Here is a 21,094-nt window from a genome sequence, read left to right as displayed (position 1 = left end):
TTAAATAGAAAATTAGCACAAGGCGTTTCAATATGAAACGCTTTTTTTATCTTTAACTTTCAAATTACAATCTTTTCGAAACATGAAAGTAAGCGACAACGGCATTTATATTGACGGAATAGACAAAAAAATTTTAAGAGCATTAATGGAAGATGCCAGAACACCAATTCTTGAAATTGCTCGTAATGTTGGCATTTCTGGCGCAGCCATTCATCAACGATTAAAAAAATTAGAAAAATCTGGTCTTTTAGCTGGTTCAAAATTTATTATAAACCCAAAAGCTTTAGGTTATACCACAATGGCTTTTGTTGGTGTGTATTTAGATAAAGCTATTAGTAATCCAGAAGCCGTAAAGCAATTACAAAAAATACCAGAAGTTATTGAGTGCCATTACACCACAGGAAATTGGTCTATTTTTATTAAAATCCTTACCAAGGATAATGAGCATTTAATGCATGTACTTAATTCTGAAATTCAAAGTATAAAAGGGGTTTCTAGAACGGAAACGTTTATTTCTTTGCAACAACAGATCAATCGTCAAATTAAGATATAACTTAGGTCTTTAACCTCTTGCCATACTTCCACCTCCAAATTAAAGCATGCCATTTACGCTTTAATTTTTGATGCTTCCAATTAATATTAAACCTTTCACCTTTTATATACCAAGGTGGCAAAGGAATTTTAATACTAAATGGAGGAAATTTATTGACTATCTTATTTAAATCATTCTCATTTCTAAATCGTCGAGAACAAGTAAGTTTAATTATAGTTTTTCTTTTTGTAGAATAATGAATTTCTGCGTTCACCCATAATGGAACTCGTCCAAAATCATACAAACTATCTACAACTTGTTTATGAAATTGAGGTTTACCTTCTAATAGATTAATTTCATTTAGTTTATCTAATTCTTGTTCATTCAAATGAGTACTTACTTCTCTTGAATTAGGTTCTATTAGATATTCAACATTAGTAGAAATTGAATTAACAACCAATGTTTGCGTAAACTCAATTAATTCTTTCGTTGATTCTGTTAATCTATATTTAAATTCTGATTGTTCCATCTAATTTAAGAAGGACTAAGGCGCAGGATTAGGGATTTCAGCGTGTACAGCATCTATGGCTTTCATTACCTCATCGGATAACGACATATTAATACTATCAATATTTTCTTTGAGCTGTTCTATACTTGTTGCACCAATAATATTACTTGTTAAAAAAGGTCTTTCATTCACAAAAGCTAATGACATTTGAGCCAATGACATATTATGGTCTTCTGCTATTTTTAAATAACGCTTTGTAGCCTCTGTAGCTTGATCATTACTGTAACGTGCAAATCTTGGAAACAATTTCAACCTCGCATTTTCTCCTGCCGTTCCTTTTATATATTTGCCAGATAATACACCAAAAGCCATTGGTGAATAGGCTAGTAATCCAATATTTTCTCTATGTGACACCTCTGATAACTGGCTTTCAAATACTCTATTAATTAAAGAATAAGCATTTTGAATGGTTATCATTCGAGGTAAATTATGTTGTTTCGATTCTTGTAAATAACGCATCGTTCCCCAAGAATTTTCATTAGAAATACCAACTTGTCTTATTTTACCAGATTTAATAATGTCATTTAAATTATGTAGAATTTCATTAAAATTATCATCCCATTGTTCATCTTCAATATGCTTGTAATCTCTAACACCAAAAAAATTAGTTTTACGTTCTGGCCAATGCAATTGATAAAGATCTAAATAATCCGTTTGTAAACGTTTTAAACTATTGTTTACGGCTTCATTTAATGCCTCTTTACTAAAACCACTAGTTCTAATATGAGCGGTATAATCGCCTGTTCCTGCAATTTTAGATGCTAAAACTACTTTGTCTCTATGACCTGTTTTGGCAAACCAATTACCAATAATACGTTCAGTTTCGGCATAAGTTTCTGCTGTAGCTGGCACAGGATATAATTCTGCACAATCAAAGAAATTCACACCTTTATCTAAAGCATAATCCATTTGAGCAAAACCTTCTTCTTGGGTATTTTGATTTCCCCAAGTCATAGTGCCAAGGCATATTTTACTAACTTTTATATCTGTGTTTGGTAGTGTTGTGTATTTCATATCAAATTCTGCGAAAGCAGAAATCATTTTTTGTTAAACGGATCTTTCACTGTAAAAATAAGAAGACCTTTTAGGTTTTGAAAACCTGAAAGGTCTATTTCTTAATTAAATATAGATGTCTTGTTATTATTACAAATGATTATATATCATTCAATAGTTTAGAAATCTCATCTAATTTTGGTGTTAAAATAACTTCAATTCGTCTATTCTTTGCTTTGCCTTCAGATGTTTCATTTGAAGCTATTGGTGCAAATTCACCTCGACCAGCTGCTGTTAAGTTTTCAGGATTGATAGCTTCATTTTCTCTGAGGATATTTACAATCGCTGTTGCGCGTTTTGCAGATAAATCCCAGTTTCCACTTAATTGATCATTTCCTTTATATGGCACGTTATCCGTATGACCCTCAATTAATACTGAAATTTCTGGGTTTTCGGCTAATACGTTTCCTAATTGGTTTACGGCTTGTTTTCCTTGAGAACCAACATACCAACTACCTGATTGAAACAACAACTTGTTTTCCATAGAAATGTAAACCTTTCCATTACGTTGCTCTACAGTTAATCCTTTACCTTCAAAATTGGTTAATGCTTTAGAAATAGCGTCTTTTAAACTATTCATTGCAGCATCTTTTGATGCTATTACATTTTCTAATTCTGCAACACGTTTAGAACGACTTTCTAATTCTTGTTTTAAAGAATTTAAACGTTCGTTCTCTGCAGCCAATGCTAATTCCTTAGCTTCTAATTGGGCTAATAGCTCTCTGTTTTTTTGAGAATTTTTAGCAATTGAAGCTGAACTATTTTCTTCTAACGCTTTGTATGATGCTTTTAAAGTTTCAAGATTTGATTGTGAAGCTGCATAATCTGCTTGAAGCTTATCTCTTTCGGAAACAGCAGACTCATAAGCAGATTGCAACGCATTTAAATCGTTATAAATCTTTGTTTTTTCTTGAGATAAGGCTTCCATTTCATCAGTTAAACTGCGATTCTCTTTTTTAAGATTCGCATATTTATCTTCGAGATCTGTATAAATTTGCTTAGACACACAAGATGTAAATAATGTAATTGTAAGGACTAGTATTGAGAGTTTTTTCATGATGTTTTTATAGTCTTTAAGTTGTTTCGTTTTTTTAAAATTTGATTTCAGCATTTAACATCCAATTCCAATAAAATAGGACAGTGATCACTATGAACGGCTTCTGTTAAGATAACGCTACGTTTTATTTTATCTTGTAAAGGTGCGCTTACCATGGCATAATCTAAACGCCAACCTTTATTATTTGCTCTAGAGTTTGCTCTGTAACTCCACCAAGAATATTCCTGACGTTCTGGATGCAAGTATCTAAAACTATCTGTAAATCCGCTATCTATAAAATTACCAAGCCACTCACGCTCTTCTGGTAAAAAACCAGAAACACCTTTCATTTTTGGGTTATGGATATCTATAGCTTCATGGCAAATATTATAATCGCCACAGACAACTAAGTTTGGCTTTTCCTTTTGTAATTCGTTTAAATAATCATGTATTAAATCCATGTATTCAAACTTATGAGATAATCTAGCTGCATTGGTACCAGATGGCAAATACATGCTCATTACAGATACCTCATCGTAATCTACACGAATATTTCTACCTTCAAAATCCATAGATTCAATACCAGTACCAAATTCTATATGATTCGGTTTCGTTTTACATAAAACCGCAACACCACTGTAACCCTTTTTCTGTGCACTAAACCAATAATTATACTCGTAACCCGCTTCTGTAAATAAACTCAGGTCTAGTTGTTCTTCCATAGCTTTAATTTCTTGCAGACAAACTACATCTGCATCTGTTGCTACTAACCATTCTATAAAACCTTTTTTTAAAGCTGCTCTAATTCCGTTGACGTTATAAGAAACTATTTTCATACCCATTTTCTACCTTAGTAAAAATCTCTTTTTAAGTTAAACATTCCGTGAACTGCTAAATTAAATAATACTGTACTTTTACCCTATAAATTTATACTGCTTTTAACGATAAAATAATTTAAGTATTCCGCAGTTATTACAATACATGAAGAATTCGTTACTTATTATATTATTACTTACCACATTTTTGGGTTTTTCTCAAGAGCAGGATAGTAATCTTAGGCAAAAGAAAGTAGCGGTTTCAGATTCGATTAAAATTGATTCCATTAGCATTAATCCTTCGAGATTTAAAGTTAAAACAAAAGACAACAAACTCATAGATTCTACGTTGTATTCGGTTGATTTTGCAAAAGCCATTTTACGGTTTAAGCAACCAATAGAAATCGATACAATTCATATTGAATACTTACGTTATCCTAAATTTTTAACTCAAGTATATAGACAATTAGATGATGGTGTTATTGTAGACCGTTCGTCTCAAAATCAACAATTGTATACGTTACAAAACGCTTCTAATAAAAGTACGTATACGCCTTTTGATGGCTTAACCACGTCTGGAAGCATTTCGAGAGGTGTAACGATAGGAAACAATCAAAACTCAGTACTGAATAGTGAACTCGATTTACAGATTTCAGGTAAATTGAGCGATAAAGTTTCACTACGTGCTTCAATTCAAGATGCTAATATTCCGCTGCAAGAAAGTGGGTATTCGCAACGTTTAGATGAGTTTGACCAAGTGTTTATTGAACTCTATAGTGACGATTGGAATATAAGAGCAGGAGACATTGATTTAGTAAACACTAATAGTTATTTCGCTAATTTTTCTAAACGTGTGCAAGGCTTACTAGTCAATGCTAATTTAAGTGAAAAAACCTCCGTTTTTGCTTCTGGTGCTTTGGTTAGAGGTCAATTTACAACCACACAATTTACAGCAGAAGAGGGTAACCAAGGACCATACAAATTACGTGGATCTAATAATGAATTGTATGTCCTTGTGGTTTCGGGAAGTGAAACCGTTTACGTCAATGGAGTACCTTTAGAACGTGGCGAAAACAATGATTATATTATTGATTACAATGCTGGAGAAATTATTTTTAATTCCACATATCCTATCACTTCCGAAATGCGAATTACAGTAGATTACCAGTTTAGCGAACGGAATTACTCAAGATTTACCGTTTTTGGAGGTGCCAAATATGAAACCAAAAAATTAAAACTGAATGTTTCTGTGTATTCCGAGAGTGATGCTAAAAATCAACCTTTACAACAAAACTTATCTACAGAACAAACCCAAATTTTAGCTGAAGCAGGAGATGATGTAGATTTAATGACAGCACCTTCTGAAACCCTAACCTCCTATTCTGAAAACCGAATTCTCTATAAAAAAGAAGTATTTGGCACTGAAGAAATTTTTGTGTTTTCTAATGATCCTGAAGACGAATTGTACAATGTTCGTTTTACATTAGTTGGTACCAACCAAGGAAATTATATACTAAGCAATACCAATGCTATTACTAATATTTATGAATACATTGCGCCAATTGCAGGTGTTCCGCAAGGAAATTACGAACCTATTACACAATTAATAGCACCAGAACGTTTACAAATTGCCGTTATAAATGGTCAATATAAACCAAGCGAAAAAACAGCTGTCTTTTTTGAATTAGCAGGAAGTAAAAAGGATGAGAATTTATTTTCGAGTTTAGATGATGCCAACAATGATGGTTATGCTGGAAAATTTACATTGAAACAAAATTTAATTAAATCGGATAGTCTCTGGAATCTTTCTGCTCTTGTTGATGCCGATTATATTCAGAAAAATTTTAATACCATTCAACGTTTGTACAGAGCAGAATTTAATCGTGATTGGAATTTAGATACCTCTGAAATCACAGATGATAGTAATATTGACTATGGCAACCAACTTCTTTTTACTTCTGGCTTAAAATTATCGCATTTAAAAAAAGGTTATGCTACTTATAATTTTGAACATCTCAACTATTCTGAAAACTTTAATGGAAATCGTCATAACATTGCAGCCAATTTGCATTTGGGAAATTTTAAAATATTTTCAAACTCTAGTGTTTTAAATAATGAAAGCACCATAAATCAATCCACTTTTGTAAGGTCTTTTAATAGCGTTGTATATGGAAAAGACAAAAAATGGGCTGGCGTAAAATTCTCTACAGAAGACAACGAACAACGCGCAATATCTAATGATTCACTAACTCCTTTGAGTCAAAAATATAAAGCCTACGAAGCTTTTGTTGGTATTGGAGATAGCACTAAAGTTTTTGCAGAAGTCGGGTATATAAAACGTTTTAATGACAGTTTACGCAACAATAGTCTAGAACGTGTTAATAGCTCTAATACCTATTATTTAAATTCGAGATTAATTCAGAATAAAAATACAACGCTTCAATTGTATGCTAATTATAGAGATTTAAAGTCTGAGGACACTAATATAGAGGATGAACAAAGTTTAAACAGCCGCTTAACTTTTAATCAGAAATTATTCAAAAACCTTATTATTCTTAACACAAATTTTGAAACCAATTCTGGCACCTTAGCACAGCAAGATTTTACTTATGTTGAAGTAGAAGCTGGTCAAGGAGCTTACACATGGATAGATTATAATGAAAACAACATTCAAGAATTAGACGAATTTGAAATTGCGCAATTTGCAGACCAAGGCAGTTATATTAGAGTCTTATTGCCAAATCAAGTTTATGTGCAAACGCATCAGAATAGATTTGGGCAAACGGTAACTATAAATCCGCAAATCTGGAGTGTTTCTAAAGACAAATCGAAACAATTTTGGTCGCATTTCTATGACCAAGCCTCTTTTATTGTGGATAGTAAAACCTTTAAAAATGGAAATTCTTTTAACTTAAATCCGTTTGAAGCTTTAAAAGACGATTTAGACACTGAAGACTATGTATCCTTAAATTACAGTTTAAGGAATGTGTTGTTTTTAAATAGAGGAAAACAACGCTACACCACGTCTTATACCTTTTTAACCAATAAGAGCCGTAATCTATTATCTATAGGATTTCAGCAAAACAAAACGAATAGTCATCAACTCAATTTTACTCATAAATTTAATGCGAACTGGCTAGTAAACTCCATAGCAAGTTTAGGAACAGACGATAGCAGAAGTGAAAATTACACGAGCCGAAATTACACTATAGACAACTACCAATTTAAACCTAAACTGAGTTATTTGTTCAGCGAAAATGCGCAGTTTGATGTCTTTTACCAATACACATCAAAAGAAAATACCATTGGTAGTTTAGAGTCCTTAGCTCAGAATAATTACGGTTTATCATTCACATACAATAACACTCAGAAAATAGCATTAACAGGTGAGTTTAATTTCTTTCAAAATGATTTTGAAGGTGATGCAAACACACCTGTTGGTTACCAAATGTTAGAAGGTTTACAAGCTGGTAAAAACTATACTTGGAGTTTACTCGCTCAAAAAAAACTAACAAAATATTTAGATTTAAATTTAACTTACTTCGGAAGAAAATCTGAAACTTCAAAAACAATTCATACAGGAACCATTCAGTTGAAAGCTTATTTTTAGAACAAAAAAACACCCAAACAATTAAGTTTGGGCGTTTTTATTTTGAGATTCCTACTTTCGCAGGAATTAGTGTTACATCTTCTGGAGCCAATGTTTCACATCAACCTCAGCTTTTATAATATCTTTTAAATCTTCAATTTTAACACGCTTCTGTTCCATAGTATCTCTATGACGTATAGTAACTGAATTATCTTCTAAAGTATCGTGATCTACTGTGATACAAAATGGTGTTCCGTTAGCATCTTGTCTTCTGTAACGTCTACCTACTGCATCTTTTTCATCGTAAGTAACGTTGAAATCCCACTTTAAATCTTCAACAATTTTCTTGGCAACATCTGGTAAACCGTCCTTTTTAACTAAAGGTAAAATGGCTGCTTTTGTTGGTGCTAACACTGCTGGTAACTTTAAAACTGTTCTTGTTGTATTGTTTTCTAATTCTTCTTCCATTAAAGCATTAGAAAATACCGCTAAAAACATTCTATCTAAACCAATAGAGGTTTCTAAAACGTAAGGTGTATAACTTGCGTTATCTTCATGATCAAAATACTGTAATTTTTTACCTGAAAATTCTTCGTGTTGTTTAAGATCAAAATCAGTACGTGAGTGAATTCCTTCTAATTCTTTAAAACCAAATGGGAATTTAAATTCTATATCAGTAGCTGCATCTGCGTAATGCGCTAATTTTTCATGATCGTGAAAACGGTAATTATCTTCTCCTAAACCAAGTGACTTATGCCATTTTAAACGTGTGTCTTTCCAATAATCAAACCACTCTTTTTGTGTACCTGGTTTAATAAAAAACTGCATTTCCATTTGTTCAAACTCACGCATTCTAAAAATAAATTGTCTTGCAACAATCTCGTTTCTAAATGCCTTACCTGTTTGTGCAATACCAAAAGGAATCTTCATACGTCCTGTTTTCTGAACGTTTAAGAAATTCACAAATATACCTTGTGCCGTTTCTGGTCTTAAATATAAATCCATAGCAGATTCTGCTGAAGCGCCTAATTTAGTCCCAAACATTAAGTTAAATTGCTTAACGTCTGTCCAGTTTCTGCTTCCACTTAAAGGACAAGCTATTTCTAACTCTTCAATTAAAGCCTTAACATCTGCTAAATCTTCTTTTTCTAAAGATTGACCTAAACGTTTTAATATAGTATCAATTTTTTCTTGATAACCAACAACACGACCATTGGTAGAAACAAATTCTTCTTTATTAAAAGCGTCGCCAAAACGTTTTTGTGCTTTTTTAACTTCTTTTTCTATTTTGTTTTCAATTTTAGCACAATAATCTTCTACTAAAACATCTGCTCTATATCGTTTTTTAGAATCCTTATTATCTATTAAGGGGTCGCTAAAAGCGTCTACGTGGCCAGAAGCTTTCCAAGTTGTAGGATGCATAAATATTGCAGCATCAAGACCTACAATATTATCATTCATCTGTACCATAGCTCTCCACCAATAGTCTCTAATATTCTTCTTTAATTCTACTCCGTTTTGAGCATAATCATATACTGCGCTTAGTCCATCGTAGATTTCACTACTCTGAAACACGTAACCATACTCCTTTGCGTGAGAGATTACCTTTTTAAATTGATCTTCGTTTGCCATAATGTTGCAAAAATAGAAAACCGCTCTGATTAACAGAACGGTTTTTCAAAAATTATATCGTTAATTAATTTCTTATTTTAATTTAGGAGAATACTGGTACCTCCTAACTTATCGTTTCTATGAAATACACTGATAAAATAATAGCCTTTTTGAAATGGCTTATCATCCTCGTCCGCTACAATTTCTGTACAAACTTCTAAGTTTTCATTTTTATAATCTATAATTTCCTTTTTACTATAAATTAACGAGGTATTACCGAAAGTAATTTCGCCTTTATCTGAAACCACATTACCATCAGGACCAACAATTTGTATATAAATATCTTTTTTTCCTTTAGATGTTAATGGATTTTCATTTAAAGTAAGACAAACATCGATAGCATTAGCACGTTTAGCACGTTCTGTTAATCGTTTTTTACCTGACTTTAATTTGTAAGATTGCGCAATAAGATTGCTCGCTTTTAAGATGGCTGCATTGTCAATTGAAATATGCAAAGAATCATTAGCAGCAGATAAATTACCATTAATTTCCTCTAAACCAGTAATCTCTAGTTTATTGTTTTTAATTGTGTTTAAAGCATAACGATTTTCTGACTGCAATTTTATATTCGCAGAATTCAAAGAATCTATGGTGTTTAAAAGCACCTTACTTTTAGACCTTAAAACTATAAGTTGATCTTTAAACCTAGTGATAATTGGTAAATCACTATTTAATAATCTTAAAGAATCTAGGGCATTCCTAGTTTCTAATTTAGCTTCTTGGAGCTGCGAAGCCATAAGATTATAGTCTTTGCTTAAATCGTCGTAACTCGATAATAATTCTGACAGTTCAGTTTCTATCAAAACTTTTTCTTGTTTTAAAAATGCTTCGTAGGATTCATTAGACTTATATTTAGTATAGCTATATATGCCTAAAACAGTTAAAACGACCAATAAAGAACTTATAATTAATCTGTAGTTAAATAATTGAGGGTTAACTATCATTAATTTTTTTCTTAATTTAATGCGAAATTATAATTATTTATAAACCAGTATTGTTTTAATCGATTAAGTGATGAAATACTTGTTAAACTTGATTTTTCCTAAGGTTTGTGAAGCTTGCAACTCGTCTTTATCAGATAATGAGATCACCTTATGCACATCTTGTAGACATCATTTACCGACAACCAATTATCATTTTGACAATCCAGAGGCTGTAAAAAAAATACTTTACGGTAGAGTTAAATTAGAAAATGCTTCGGCTTTATTGCATTTTTCTAAAAAAGGAATTGTGCAACAAATACTTCATAATTTAAAGTATCGTGGTCATGAAGAAATTGGTGCTTTTTTTGGCCAATGGTTTGGTGCAGAATTAGCGACTATAGATGACTATGCAGATATTGATGTTGTTATACCTGTGCCTTTATACAAAACTAAACTTAGAAAACGTGGTTATAACCAAGTGGCAAAATTTGGAAAAAATATTGCCAAAGCATTACATGCAGATTATAACGACACTGTACTTATTAAAACTAAATCAACTAAAACGCAAGTCTTTAAAGAACGTATAACGCGTTGGAACAATGATGGCGCCATTTTTGATATTTCTGAAAATAAATCTTTAGTGGGTAAGCACATACTGTTAGTAGATGATATAATAACAAGTGGCGCAACCATAGAAGCTTGTACTACAGTTTTGTTAAAAATTGATAATATTAAGTTAAGTGTTGCTACAATGGCAATTGCAGATTGATTTTTTCGTTTCAATGCTTTAAACTTATTGAATTTGAGTAATAATATTGTTTCTTTGTGCTAAATTATATTGAATAGATGCGTGTACCTTTAATACGAATTTTTTATCTTGTCTTACTTACAATAACCTTGGCCAGTTGTGCAAATCGTGGCACACCTAATGGAGGCGAAATAGATACTGAACCACCTGAAATTTTAAAAGCGCAACCAGAAAATTATTCAACAAATTTTAAAAGCGATGAGATCATTATTAATTTTAACGAGTATGTAAAAATAAAGGATCTTAGAAAACAGCTCATTATTTCTCCACCTATGGATAATACGCCTATTGTTACACCTGCAAGTGGCGCAAGTAAAACTATAACCATTAAAATCATAGATACGCTAAAAGCAAATACGACTTATGCGTTTAATTTTGGAGAAAGTATTGTAGATAATAATGAAAGTAATCCTTTTCCGTATTATCGCTATGTGTTTTCTACAGGAAATGTTATTGACTCACTATCAGTAAAGGGTTTTGTAGAAGATGCATTACTAAAGGAGCCAGACACATTTATTTCTGTGATGCTTTATGAAAAAGACTCTACTTATTCAGATTCTATTGTATTTAAAGAAAAACCAAGATACATCACTAATACGTTAGATAGTGTAACGACATTTAGTATTGATAATATAAAAGCAGGCACTTACAAGTTGATTGCCTTAAAGGATGAAAATTCCAATTACCTATTCAATCAAAAAAAGGAGAAGATTGGTTTTCACCAAGGGTTTATTACTGTACCAACAGACACAACTTATAAATTAAAACTCTTTAACGAGAAAGTAAATTTTAAGGCGATTAAGCCTATACAAGATGGCGAATCTAGAATTATTTTTCCATATGAAGGAAGCTATGAAGATATTCGCATAAGTGTTTTAGGCGAAAAACCAGACGATTACAAAACCCGAAAAATAAAAGATACACAAACAGACACGCTTTACTATTGGTATAAACCAAAATTTGAAGCAGACTCCACGTTTTTCATCGTTACAAACGGAATAAAGGTTGACACCTTTAAACATCGCTTTAGAACCATAAAAAAGGATTCGTTAAAAATAAAATCTTTGCTTTCAGGTACATTAAATTTTAATGAAGATTTTTCTTTAGAGGGTAATATTCCTTTATCAAAAATTGATACGACCAAAATAACTCTTATTGATAAAGATTCCTTAGCTGTTCCTTACACTGTAAAATACGATTCAATTTACAACAGATATAAATTTCTGATTGATAAACAAGAAGGACAAACCTATAAATTTAGATTATTACCAGGTACTCTAACCGATTTTTATGATGACACACATAAAGACACTTTAATTTATTCATTAAATACCAAATTAAAATCTGAATACGGAAATATTAGAGTAAACCTTAGAAATGCAAAACTCCCATTAATTGTACAATTAATAAATAGTAAAGGAGACATAAAATATGAGAACTATGCTAGTGATTCTCCTGTAGTAGATTTTACAGACCTTTCTCCTAGTAAATATGAATTGCGTGTAATTGTGGATACTAATAAAAATAAGATATTTGATACTGGAAATTTCTTATTAGGTATTCAACCAGAAAGAGTTATATATTCTGAACCAATTGAGGAAGTTAGAGCAAATTTTGATTGGATTATAGAATTTCAATTTACAGACTAAAATTATCTCTATCATTAAGAAAATTTAATTTTTCTCTGTATTTTTTAATCGCAGCTTTTTCTAAAGTTACAATTTCTATAGTGTCTTCATTGTGAGATAGATTGCTTAATCGTTTTCCTAATATATCATAAGCCGCAGAATGGCCTGAATACTGATAATTATTACCATCTAACCCTACTCTATTAACACCAATACAATACGTCATATTCTCAATAGCTCTGGCTTTTAGTAAAGCATCCCAAGCATCAATTCTTATTTTTGGCCAATTGGCTACGTAGATTAACAAATCATAATCTTCTGTGTTTCTTGCCCAAACTGGAAACCGTAAATCGTAACAAACCAATGGACAAATTTCCCAACCTTTATAATCAAAAACTACCCTTTCGGTACCAGCTGTATAAACTTTATGTTCGCCTGCTAAAGTAAATGTATGACGTTTATTGTAACTCGTAATTTTACCTGAAGGCTCTACACATACCAAGCGGTTATAATAGTTAGTATTTTCTGCAATTACCAAACTTCCCATAATTGCAGCTTGGTGTTCTTTCGCTTTTTCTTTAAGCCACACTATGGTTTTACCTTCCATAGTTTCTGCAACAGCTTCAGGATTCATAGTAAAACCAGATGTAAACATTTCTGGTAAAACAATAAGGTCTGCATCTTGCGAAACAGCATTTATCTTATCATTTAACATTCGCCTATTCTCTGATGGATTTTCCCAAACCAATTCGGTTTGAATAAGAGCTACTTTTAAATCTGTATTCATATTTTAAAATTACAAATTACATTTAAGAAAAAGGCATAAAAAAGGCGTGCTAAAACGTAAACCTAAGTTTTTGTTTTAGCGCGCTCAATAATAGAACTCTATTATTTATTATAGTTTGCTCTTCGCTTTAGTTACTTTATCTGTTAACTTTTCAATTTTATCCATCCATTTGTTTTCGTCAACTGGAGATAATTTACCTTTTCTTTTAAGCTTCTCGTACTTCTTTTGTGCTTTTTCAAGATTGCTTTCTGCTTTCTCAAAATTACTTTGAAGCTTCTCCTCTTTCTTAATAGCTTTTTCTGCCTTCTTTTGCTCTTTTTCGGCTTTTTTCTGTGCCTTTTCTGCTTTTTTAGTCTCTTTTTCTAATTTTTCAGCTAATTCTTCTTTTTCCTTTAAGGCCTTTGCTTCTTCTTTCTTTAGCTTTTCAGCTTCTTTTTGAGCCTTCTCTTCTTCCTTTTTTAACTTCTCAGCTTCAATCTTTGCCTTCTCTTCAGTTTTTTTAGCTGCTTCTAATTCCTTCTGTGCTGCTTCTGCTTCCATTTTTGCTTTCTCTTCTGCTTTTTTGGCAATTTCTGCAGCCTTCATTTTTTCCGTAATTAAAGCAGCCTCTTTAAAAATTAAAGTTCTTTCTTCTAATTTTAAAGTTTCGGTAACGTCAACACCTTCTAAAAAGATTTTTTCGTTTTTTACTTCGTAAATTTTCCCTTCTTTTGTTACCTCTTGTGCAAATGTTGAAAGTGATAAACTTAAGAATAATAAGACGATATAATATTTCATTGTTTTTGTTTTAATTGTTCAGTATTAAGACACACAAAATTACAAAAGGTAACAGCTTGTTTTAATTATTTTAAACTGTTTTTTGCTTCTCTTACCTTGTCCTTTAAATCTTTTAATTTTCCCTTCCAATCTTCAATATCATTAGGAGAGAGTTTACCTTCTTTTTTTAGTTTTTTAAACTTAGCTTTTTTGTTATTATAACGCTCTTTCGCAGTCGCATAATCATCTCTGCTATCTTGTTTTTCTTCAAGATAAGATTCTAAATTTTTTAATTTTTCTTCTAATTTTTTCTGATTGTTTTCAGCTTCTTCTTTAACCTTTTTTTGCTTTTCAATAGCTTTTTCTAATTCTTCATACTGTTTATCATAAGCCTTTTTCACTTCTTCTTTCTCCTTAATCAAGTTATTTATGGATGCTTTTTCTGCCGCACTTAAATCATCAGTAACATCTACACCATTACTTTTTATGGCTTTTTTCTCCACTTCATACACTTTGCCATCATCTGTAATAACTCGTTGACTGCTTCCACATGATGCAAAAACAATAAGTAATAAAAGTATCGCTGGTCTCTTTAAAATTTTCATAGTTTCTTATTTTTTAATTATATTTTCAATATAAACCAAGGCTAAAAACTATGTTAACTGATATAAAACTTATATGTGCTTTAATACGTTTGCGGCTTGTATTAGGGTATCGTCAGTTTTAGCAAAACAAAATCGCAACACTTTATCATCTTTGCTATTTTCGTTAAAAACGGAAAGTGGAATAGACGCAATTTTGAATTCTTTAGTGAGTCGCTTGGCAAAATCAACATCATATTCATCAGTGATTTCAGAATAATCTAAAACTTGAAAATAAGTCCCTTTTGAAGGTTGGAATTTAAAACGGGATTCTGAAATTAAGCTTAAAAACAAATCGCGCTTACGCTCAAAAAAGGTATTCAAACCTAAATACGTTGATTCATCTTGCATATAATCGGCAATTCCTTTTTGTGCGGGATGATTCACAGAAAACACATTAAACTGATGCACTTTTCTAAACTCATACATTAAATAGTCTGGCGCACAGCAATACCCAATTTTCCAACCTGTGTTGTGAAATGTCTTCCCAAAAGACGCCGTTATAAAACTGCGCTGCTTTAAATCATTAAATAAGCATGTGCTTTGGTGTTGAGCTTCATCAAATACAATATGCTCATAGACCTCATCACTTAATACTATAATATCAGTGTCTTTGGTTAATTTTTGAAGTTGAAGCATATCATCCTTAGACCAAATAGTTCCACTAGGATTATGAGGTGTGTTTATAATTATCATCTTGGTTTTAGAGGAAACTTTTGAAGCCACCTCATCCCAATTCACATTATAATTTGGCGCAGATAATTGAATGGAAATCGTTTTTCCACCATTAAGTTCTATGGCTGGTTGGTAACAATCGTATGCTGGTTTAAAAATGATAACTTCATCATTTGGTCTTACAAATGCGGAAATTATAGTGTAAATAGCTTGTGTGGCACCTGCTGTTACTGTGATTTCTTTTTCAGGATGATAGGTGCTTTTATACAACAACTCATATTTATGAGCAATTACCAAACGCAAATCTAAATTGCCTGCCATTGGTGCATATTGATTGTAACCATTATTCATAGCATTGGTTACCAAATCATTCAATTTTTGAGAACTCGGATAATTAGGAAAACCTTGAGACAAGTTAATAGCACTATACTCGTTCGCCAAAGCACTCATAACAGTAAATATTGTGGTGCCTACGTCTGGTAATTTTGATTGGTGATTCATATGCATACTTTAACTAGTAAAACATTAAAGATATAAAACAAGCTTTTCTATCTTTACAAAAACTAATAAAATATAGGTTATGCGCTTTATAAAAATTCTATTATTATTCTTTGTTTTTCAAGTGTCTGCCCAACAAGGTGGCATGTGGATTCCTTCGCTTTTAGGAGGTATGAACGAAACTGAAATGCAAAGTTTGGGCAGTAAATTAACAGCTCAAGATATTTACGATGTTAACAATTCTAGTTTAAAGGATGCCATTGGTCACTTTAATGGTGGCTGTACAAGTGAGGTGATTTCAGACCAAGGTTTGGTGTTAACGAATCATCATTGTGGATTTGGACAAATTCAATCACATTCCTCTTTAGAAAACGATTATTTAAAAGACGGTTTTTGGGCAATGTCTCTTGAAGACGAATTGCCAAATAAAGGTTTATTTATTGAATTTATTGTCAGTATTCACGATGTAACAGAAGTTGCTTTAAAAGGCATCACTGATAGCATGACGGAAACTGAAAAGCAATCATTAATCTCAAAAAACACAAACGCAGCTTTAAAAACCTGGCCGAAAGAAGCTTGGCAAGATGTAAAAACAAAAGCGTTTTACGAAGGTAATCAGTACTTCCTTTTTGTTACTGAACGTTTTGAAGATATTCGTTTAGTTGGTGCACCACCAACAAGTATTGGTAAATTTGGCAGCGACACAGACAACTGGGTTTTCCCGAGACATACTGGCGATTTTTCTATGTTTAGAATTTATGCTGATGCCAATAATAGACCTGCAAAATATAGTAAAGATAATAAGCCATATAAGCCAAAACATTACCTTCCAGTGTCTTTAGATGGTGTTGAAGAAGGCGATTTTACAATGGTTTTTGGTTTCCCTGGAACAACAAGCGAGTATTTACCTGCTGTTGCCATTGAGCATATTACAAAAGAATTTAATCCTACAAATATTGCCATACGAGAAGCGGCTTTAAAAGTCATTGACCAAAAAATGAAAGAAAGTGATGACGTACGAATTAAATACGCATCTAAACAAGCACGAATTGCGAATGCTTGGAAAAAATGGATTGGCGAAAACTTAGGTATTGAGAAAAGTAATGCTGTTGAAAAACGAAAAGCATTTGAAGCTACATTTACTAAAGCCTTGAAAGAAAAAGGACTAGAGGATAAATATGGAAACATTCTTCCGGAATTTGATAGACTTTACAAGGACTTCGCGCCAATAAATATTAAACGTAGAAACTTTATTGAAGTCTTTTTAATTACCAATGAATTAATGCAAATGACCTTTAGAGCTTACCAAGTTGAACAAGCTCTAGTTGCTAATCCTGATAATTTAGAAAGAGGAAAAGAAGTTCTAACTGGTCAATTACAAGGCATTCATAAAAATTACAACGCTGAATTAGACAAAGGTGTTTACCTCAATGTGATGCCTTTATATGGCAAAGACGTTGATGCTTCTATCTATGATAAAACAGCTTTCACTAATTTAGATTCTGCTTTAAGTTTACTTGAAGGCGATGCAAAAACCGTTATAAAAAACCTAAACAATGATGCTGCTTTTGCGTATGCAAAACCAATTATTGATGAATTTTTTAATACACTAAATCCTGAATACCAACAAAAAAACGAACCAATTACAGCATTACAAACTAAGTATATGACGGCATTAATGGAAGCCTTACCAAATGCACGTTATTTCCCTGATGCTAATAGCACGCTTCGTGTGACTTACGGACAAGTGAGAGGTTACTCGCCTAGAGATGCGGTGTATTACAATCCTGTGAGTTATTTAGATGGTGTTATTGAAAAATACATTCCTGGCGATTATGAGTTTGATGTACCACAAAAATTAAGAGATTTATACGATGCTAAAGATTACGGACAATATGCAGATAAAAATGGAAAAGTACCAGTTTGCTTTTTAGGTACCAACCACACCACTGGTGGAAACTCTGGAAGTCCTGCTATTGATGCCGAAGGGAATTTAGTAGGTTTAAACTTTGACCGTGTTTGGGAAGGTACAATGAGCGACATGAACTACGATTCAGAAATCTGCCGAAACATTATGGTAGATATACGCTACGTCCTTTTTATTGTCGATAAATATGCAGGTGCCACCCATTTAATTGACGAAATGACTTTGGTGCATCCTAAAGAGGATGATTCTAGTTCTAAGAAAAAGAAGAAGAAAAATCGTAAGAAACGCGATTAGTTGTTGGTAACTAGTTTATAGTTAATACATTTTTAATATAAGACCTCATTGTTTTTTGAACTTTGAGGTCTTTTTACATTTCAATACGAAATCAATTTATTTTTCGTTTCGTAAATATGAAAAATATATTACTCGCTATTTTTTGCCTACTATCAATTAATAAATATTCCGAACAAGAAAAACCTATAAAAACCGTACATGTTTTTGTCGCTTTATGTGATAATGAAAATCAAGGCATAGTTCCTGTTCCAAGTAAAATAGGTAATGGCCAAGACCCTAAAAACAATTTATATTGGGGCGCATTATATGGTGTAAAAACCCATTTTAAAAACAGTAAAGATTGGTCATTGATAAAAACTATTACATCAGATAATCCAAATATTTTAGAGCGTCTTTTATTTAAACACAAAACATCCAATACCTATATGCTTGCTGATGCTTATGACGGAAAATATATAAAGCAAACTACCATAGATTTTATTGAAGCAACAGCAGGAAAAAACCCTATTTCTGTTTCATACAATGAAACAGAATTACAATTTGGCGGAAAATCAAGTCTTCTATCTTACGTTGGCCACGATGGTTTAATGGAATTTAACGTAGAAGGTAATTTTTCTCCTATTAATAATATAAAACGCGATGCAATTGTATTGGCATGCATCAGTAAATCTTACTTTAAACCTTATTTTGAAAAAACTAAAGTCAATCCATTAATCTGGACCACAGGTTTAATGGCTCCAGAAGCTTATACTTTAAAATCTGCGATTGATGGTTGGATATTAGATGAAACTGATGGTCAAGTTAAAGAACGTGCTGCACAAGCTTATCATAAATATCAGAAGTGTGGCATAAATGGCGCTAGAAGATTGTTGGTTACAGGTAATTAATCTATTTCAGTATACTCTTAACAATCTTAAGATGATGATTTGTATGTGCATCTAAAAATTGAATAACTCGTGTTGTATTTACATTTCCAAACAAAGGATGTTTAAAATAAGCGTTTTTATCTAAACTTGGAATTAACTTAATGTTCTGTCTTGCCTTTACCAATTGAGTTTTTATATCATCTATAAAAATTGTTTCTGATGGCATTACATGTTTTGGTGCTTTCGCTTTTCCTCTTGGAAAAAACCGAAATGTTAACAGTAACTTACCTAAAAAGCTAAAATCATCTTTATATAATTCTGGATTAGAGTTTTGCATATTAGTTATAACAGCGTTAAAAACTTTTAAACTATGATCTAAATGCCAAGCGACTTTAACTTTTGAAATCTTAGAGTTCATAACCTCACTATTCGGTAAATAACTCTCAATATCATTTAGTGCCTTTTGTAAAACTGCAATATCTAATGCCTTCATTATGGTTAATTTTACCGAAAGATAATTAAAATAAAAACCCTCACATTTCTGTAAGGGTTTTATTTATAATTAGGTTTCAATTAATAAGATTCCTGCTTTCGCAGGAATAACATTAATAACGATAATGCTCAGGCTTGTAAGGACCTTCAACAGTTACACCAATATATTCTGCTTGGTAATCTGCTAATTCAGTAAGCTCAACACCAATTTTTTCTAAGTGTAATTTTGCTACTTTTTCGTCTAAATGTTTTGGTAACATATACACATCGTTTCCGTAGGCTTCTTTGTTGTTCCAAAGTTCAATTTGTGCCAACGTTTGGTTTGTAAATGAGTTACTCATTACAAAACTTGGATGACCAGTTGCACAACCTAAGTTTACTAAACGACCTTCAGCAAGAATAATAATTTCTTTTCCGTTAACCGTATATTTATCAACTTGTGGTTTAATAGTATCTTTAGTATCGCCAAAGTTTTCATTTAACCAAGCCATTTGAATTTCGTTATCAAAGTGTCCGATGTTACAAACAATAGTTTTGTCTTTCATCGCTTCAAAATGTTCAGCTCTAACGATATCTTTATTTCCTGTTGTAGTAATAACGATGTCGCTATTTCCAACTACAGTTTCTAATTTCTTCACTTCAAAACCATCCATTGCAGCTTGTAATGCACAAATTGGGTCAATTTCAGTAACAGTAACAATAGAACCAGCACCTTTAAAAGAAGCCGCTGTACCTTTACCTACATCACCATAACCACAAACAGTAACACGTTTACCTGCTAACATAATATCTGTTGCTCTACGAATTGCATCTACTGCAGATTCTTTACAACCATATTTATTATCAAATTTCGATTTCGTTACAGAATCGTTTACGTTAATCGCTGGCATTGGTAACGTTCCATTCTTTACACGTTCGTAAAGTCTGTGAACACCAGTTGTTGTTTCTTCTGATAAACCGTTAATTCCATCAGCTAATTCTGGATATTTATCTAAAACCATGTTTGTTAAATCTCCACCATCATCAAGAATCATGTTTAATGGTTTTCTGTCTTCACCAAAAAATAAAGTTTGCTCAATACACCAATCAAACTCTTCTTCTGTCATGTCTTTCCATGCATACACAGCAGTACCCGCATCTGCAATTGCAGCAGCAGCCTGATCTTGTGTAGAAAAAATGTTACAAGAACTCCAAGTCACTTCTGCACCTAAAGCTTGTAATGTTTCAATTAAAACCGCAGTTTGAATCGTCATATGTAAACAACCAGCAATACGTGCACCTTTTAAAGGTTGCTCGTTTTTATATTCTTCACGTAAACTCATTAAACCTGGCATCTCTGCTTCGGCTAAATTAATTTCTTTTCTTCCCCAAGCCGCAAGCGACATATCTTTTACCTTGTTAGGTACGTAAGCAACAGTTTTTGTACTCATATCTTTTTTATCTTTTTTTAAAATTGTACTTGCCTTTGGGTTTTTGGCTTAAATAACTAAATTCGCTATATTAAAAAAAGCCAAATTCGCCTTAGGCGATGCAAA

At 32.2% G+C, this 21,094-nt stretch carries 18 protein-coding genes; 6 read left to right on the top strand and 12 right to left on the bottom strand.

All coding sequences use genetic code 11. The annotated features are described in order from the left end of the window. Nucleotides 1-82: 82 nt before the first annotated feature. Complete coding sequence (locus ACJBCC_RS05065; RefSeq protein ID WP_299102296.1) at nucleotides 83-553, top strand: Lrp/AsnC ligand binding domain-containing protein; 471 nt, start codon at nucleotides 83-85, stop codon at nucleotides 551-553. 1 nt (nucleotide 554) lies between these two features. On the opposite strand, the gene ACJBCC_RS05060 is transcribed toward ACJBCC_RS05065, so the two are convergent. The 4 genes from ACJBCC_RS05060 to ACJBCC_RS05045 all read right to left on the bottom strand — a co-directional run bounded on the left by ACJBCC_RS05060 (nucleotide 555) and on the right by ACJBCC_RS05045 (nucleotide 4,025). Further along, a complete protein-coding gene (locus tag ACJBCC_RS05060; protein ID WP_299102298.1) occupies nucleotides 555-1,061 on the bottom strand; it encodes a hypothetical protein in 507 nt (168 codons plus the stop codon). Between the two features lie 15 nt (nucleotides 1,062-1,076). Further along, entirely contained in the window at nucleotides 1,077-2,114 is a 1,038-nt protein-coding gene (locus tag ACJBCC_RS05055; protein ID WP_407556676.1) for an aldo/keto reductase, read from the bottom strand. A 139-nt stretch (nucleotides 2,115-2,253) separates the two neighbouring features. Further along, a complete protein-coding gene (locus ACJBCC_RS05050) occupies nucleotides 2,254-3,210 on the bottom strand; it encodes an OmpA family protein (RefSeq protein ID WP_407556557.1) in 957 nt (318 codons plus the stop codon). A gap of 47 nt (nucleotides 3,211-3,257) precedes the next feature. After that, nucleotides 3,258-4,025: an exodeoxyribonuclease III gene (locus ACJBCC_RS05045; RefSeq protein WP_299102299.1), complete on the bottom strand. Its 768-nt coding sequence runs from the start codon at nucleotides 4,023-4,025 to the stop codon at nucleotides 3,258-3,260. Between the two features lie 145 nt (nucleotides 4,026-4,170). Between ACJBCC_RS05045 and ACJBCC_RS05040 the strand changes: the two genes are divergently transcribed. Then, nucleotides 4,171-7,614 carry a hypothetical protein gene (locus tag ACJBCC_RS05040; protein WP_407556556.1) on the top strand — a complete coding sequence of 1,148 codons (3,444 nt, stop codon included), beginning with the start codon at nucleotides 4,171-4,173 and terminating at the stop codon, nucleotides 7,612-7,614. Between the two features lie 72 nt (nucleotides 7,615-7,686). Here ACJBCC_RS05040 and ACJBCC_RS05035 read toward each other — a convergent pair whose 3' ends face one another. Beyond that, on the bottom strand, nucleotides 7,687-9,225 hold the full coding sequence (locus ACJBCC_RS05035; RefSeq protein WP_407556555.1) for a glycine--tRNA ligase: 1,539 nt from the start codon (nucleotides 9,223-9,225) through the stop codon (nucleotides 7,687-7,689). Between the two features lie 77 nt (nucleotides 9,226-9,302). Further along, nucleotides 9,303-10,208 (bottom strand): hypothetical protein, encoded by a 906-nt coding sequence (locus ACJBCC_RS05030; protein ID WP_299102305.1) that lies wholly within the window; start codon nucleotides 10,206-10,208, stop codon nucleotides 9,303-9,305. A gap of 70 nt (nucleotides 10,209-10,278) precedes the next feature. On the opposite strand from ACJBCC_RS05030, the gene ACJBCC_RS05025 reads away from it, so the two are divergent. After that, nucleotides 10,279-10,956 (top strand): ComF family protein, encoded by a 678-nt coding sequence (locus ACJBCC_RS05025; RefSeq protein ID WP_299102307.1) that lies wholly within the window; start codon nucleotides 10,279-10,281, stop codon nucleotides 10,954-10,956. A gap of 128 nt (nucleotides 10,957-11,084) precedes the next feature. Beyond that, the gene (locus tag ACJBCC_RS05020; RefSeq protein ID WP_407556554.1) at nucleotides 11,085-12,644 is read left to right on the top strand and encodes an Ig-like domain-containing protein; all 1,560 of its coding nucleotides are present in this window, start codon (nucleotides 11,085-11,087) and stop codon (nucleotides 12,642-12,644) included. On the opposite strand, the gene ACJBCC_RS05015 is transcribed toward ACJBCC_RS05020, so the two are convergent. From ACJBCC_RS05015 to ACJBCC_RS05000, 4 genes are all read right to left on the bottom strand, one after another. Beyond that, nucleotides 12,634-13,410, bottom strand: coding sequence for an amidohydrolase (locus ACJBCC_RS05015; RefSeq protein WP_407556553.1), 777 nt, complete (start codon nucleotides 13,408-13,410; stop codon nucleotides 12,634-12,636). The genes ACJBCC_RS05020 and ACJBCC_RS05015 overlap by 11 nt on opposite strands. 108 nt (nucleotides 13,411-13,518) lie before the next feature. Beyond that, complete coding sequence (locus tag ACJBCC_RS05010; RefSeq protein WP_299102313.1) at nucleotides 13,519-14,187, bottom strand: hypothetical protein; 669 nt, start codon at nucleotides 14,185-14,187, stop codon at nucleotides 13,519-13,521. Nucleotides 14,188-14,252: 65 nt separating this feature from the next. Next, the gene (locus ACJBCC_RS05005) at nucleotides 14,253-14,771 is read right to left on the bottom strand and encodes a hypothetical protein (protein ID WP_299102315.1); all 519 of its coding nucleotides are present in this window, start codon (nucleotides 14,769-14,771) and stop codon (nucleotides 14,253-14,255) included. Nucleotides 14,772-14,840: 69 nt separating this feature from the next. After that, entirely contained in the window at nucleotides 14,841-15,983 is a 1,143-nt protein-coding gene (locus tag ACJBCC_RS05000; RefSeq protein WP_299102317.1) for a methionine aminotransferase, read from the bottom strand. Between the two features lie 79 nt (nucleotides 15,984-16,062). On the opposite strand from ACJBCC_RS05000, the gene ACJBCC_RS04995 reads away from it, so the two are divergent. Then, the gene (locus ACJBCC_RS04995; RefSeq protein ID WP_299102319.1) at nucleotides 16,063-18,201 is read left to right on the top strand and encodes a S46 family peptidase; all 2,139 of its coding nucleotides are present in this window, start codon (nucleotides 16,063-16,065) and stop codon (nucleotides 18,199-18,201) included. 116 nt (nucleotides 18,202-18,317) lie between these two features. Then, nucleotides 18,318-19,088, top strand: a complete 771-nt coding sequence (locus ACJBCC_RS04990; protein WP_299102321.1) for a hypothetical protein — start codon at nucleotides 18,318-18,320, stop codon at nucleotides 19,086-19,088. Between the two features lies 1 nt (nucleotide 19,089). On the opposite strand, the gene ACJBCC_RS04985 is transcribed toward ACJBCC_RS04990, so the two are convergent. Both ACJBCC_RS04985 and ahcY read right to left on the bottom strand, forming a co-directional pair. After that, nucleotides 19,090-19,560 (bottom strand): DUF1569 domain-containing protein, encoded by a 471-nt coding sequence (locus tag ACJBCC_RS04985; RefSeq protein ID WP_299102323.1) that lies wholly within the window; start codon nucleotides 19,558-19,560, stop codon nucleotides 19,090-19,092. A 112-nt stretch (nucleotides 19,561-19,672) separates the two neighbouring features. Then, on the bottom strand, nucleotides 19,673-20,989 hold the full coding sequence (gene ahcY / locus ACJBCC_RS04980) for an adenosylhomocysteinase (protein WP_299102325.1): 1,317 nt from the start codon (nucleotides 20,987-20,989) through the stop codon (nucleotides 19,673-19,675). Between the last annotated feature and the right edge of the window lie 105 nt (nucleotides 20,990-21,094).

Origin of the sequence: Winogradskyella sp. 4-2091 (assembly GCF_045765065.1) — a bacterium.
Lineage (GTDB): Bacteria > Bacteroidota > Bacteroidia > Flavobacteriales > Flavobacteriaceae > Winogradskyella.
Note: the sequence above shows the minus strand (reverse complement) of the source record. Positions and strands in the feature narration are given on the sequence as shown.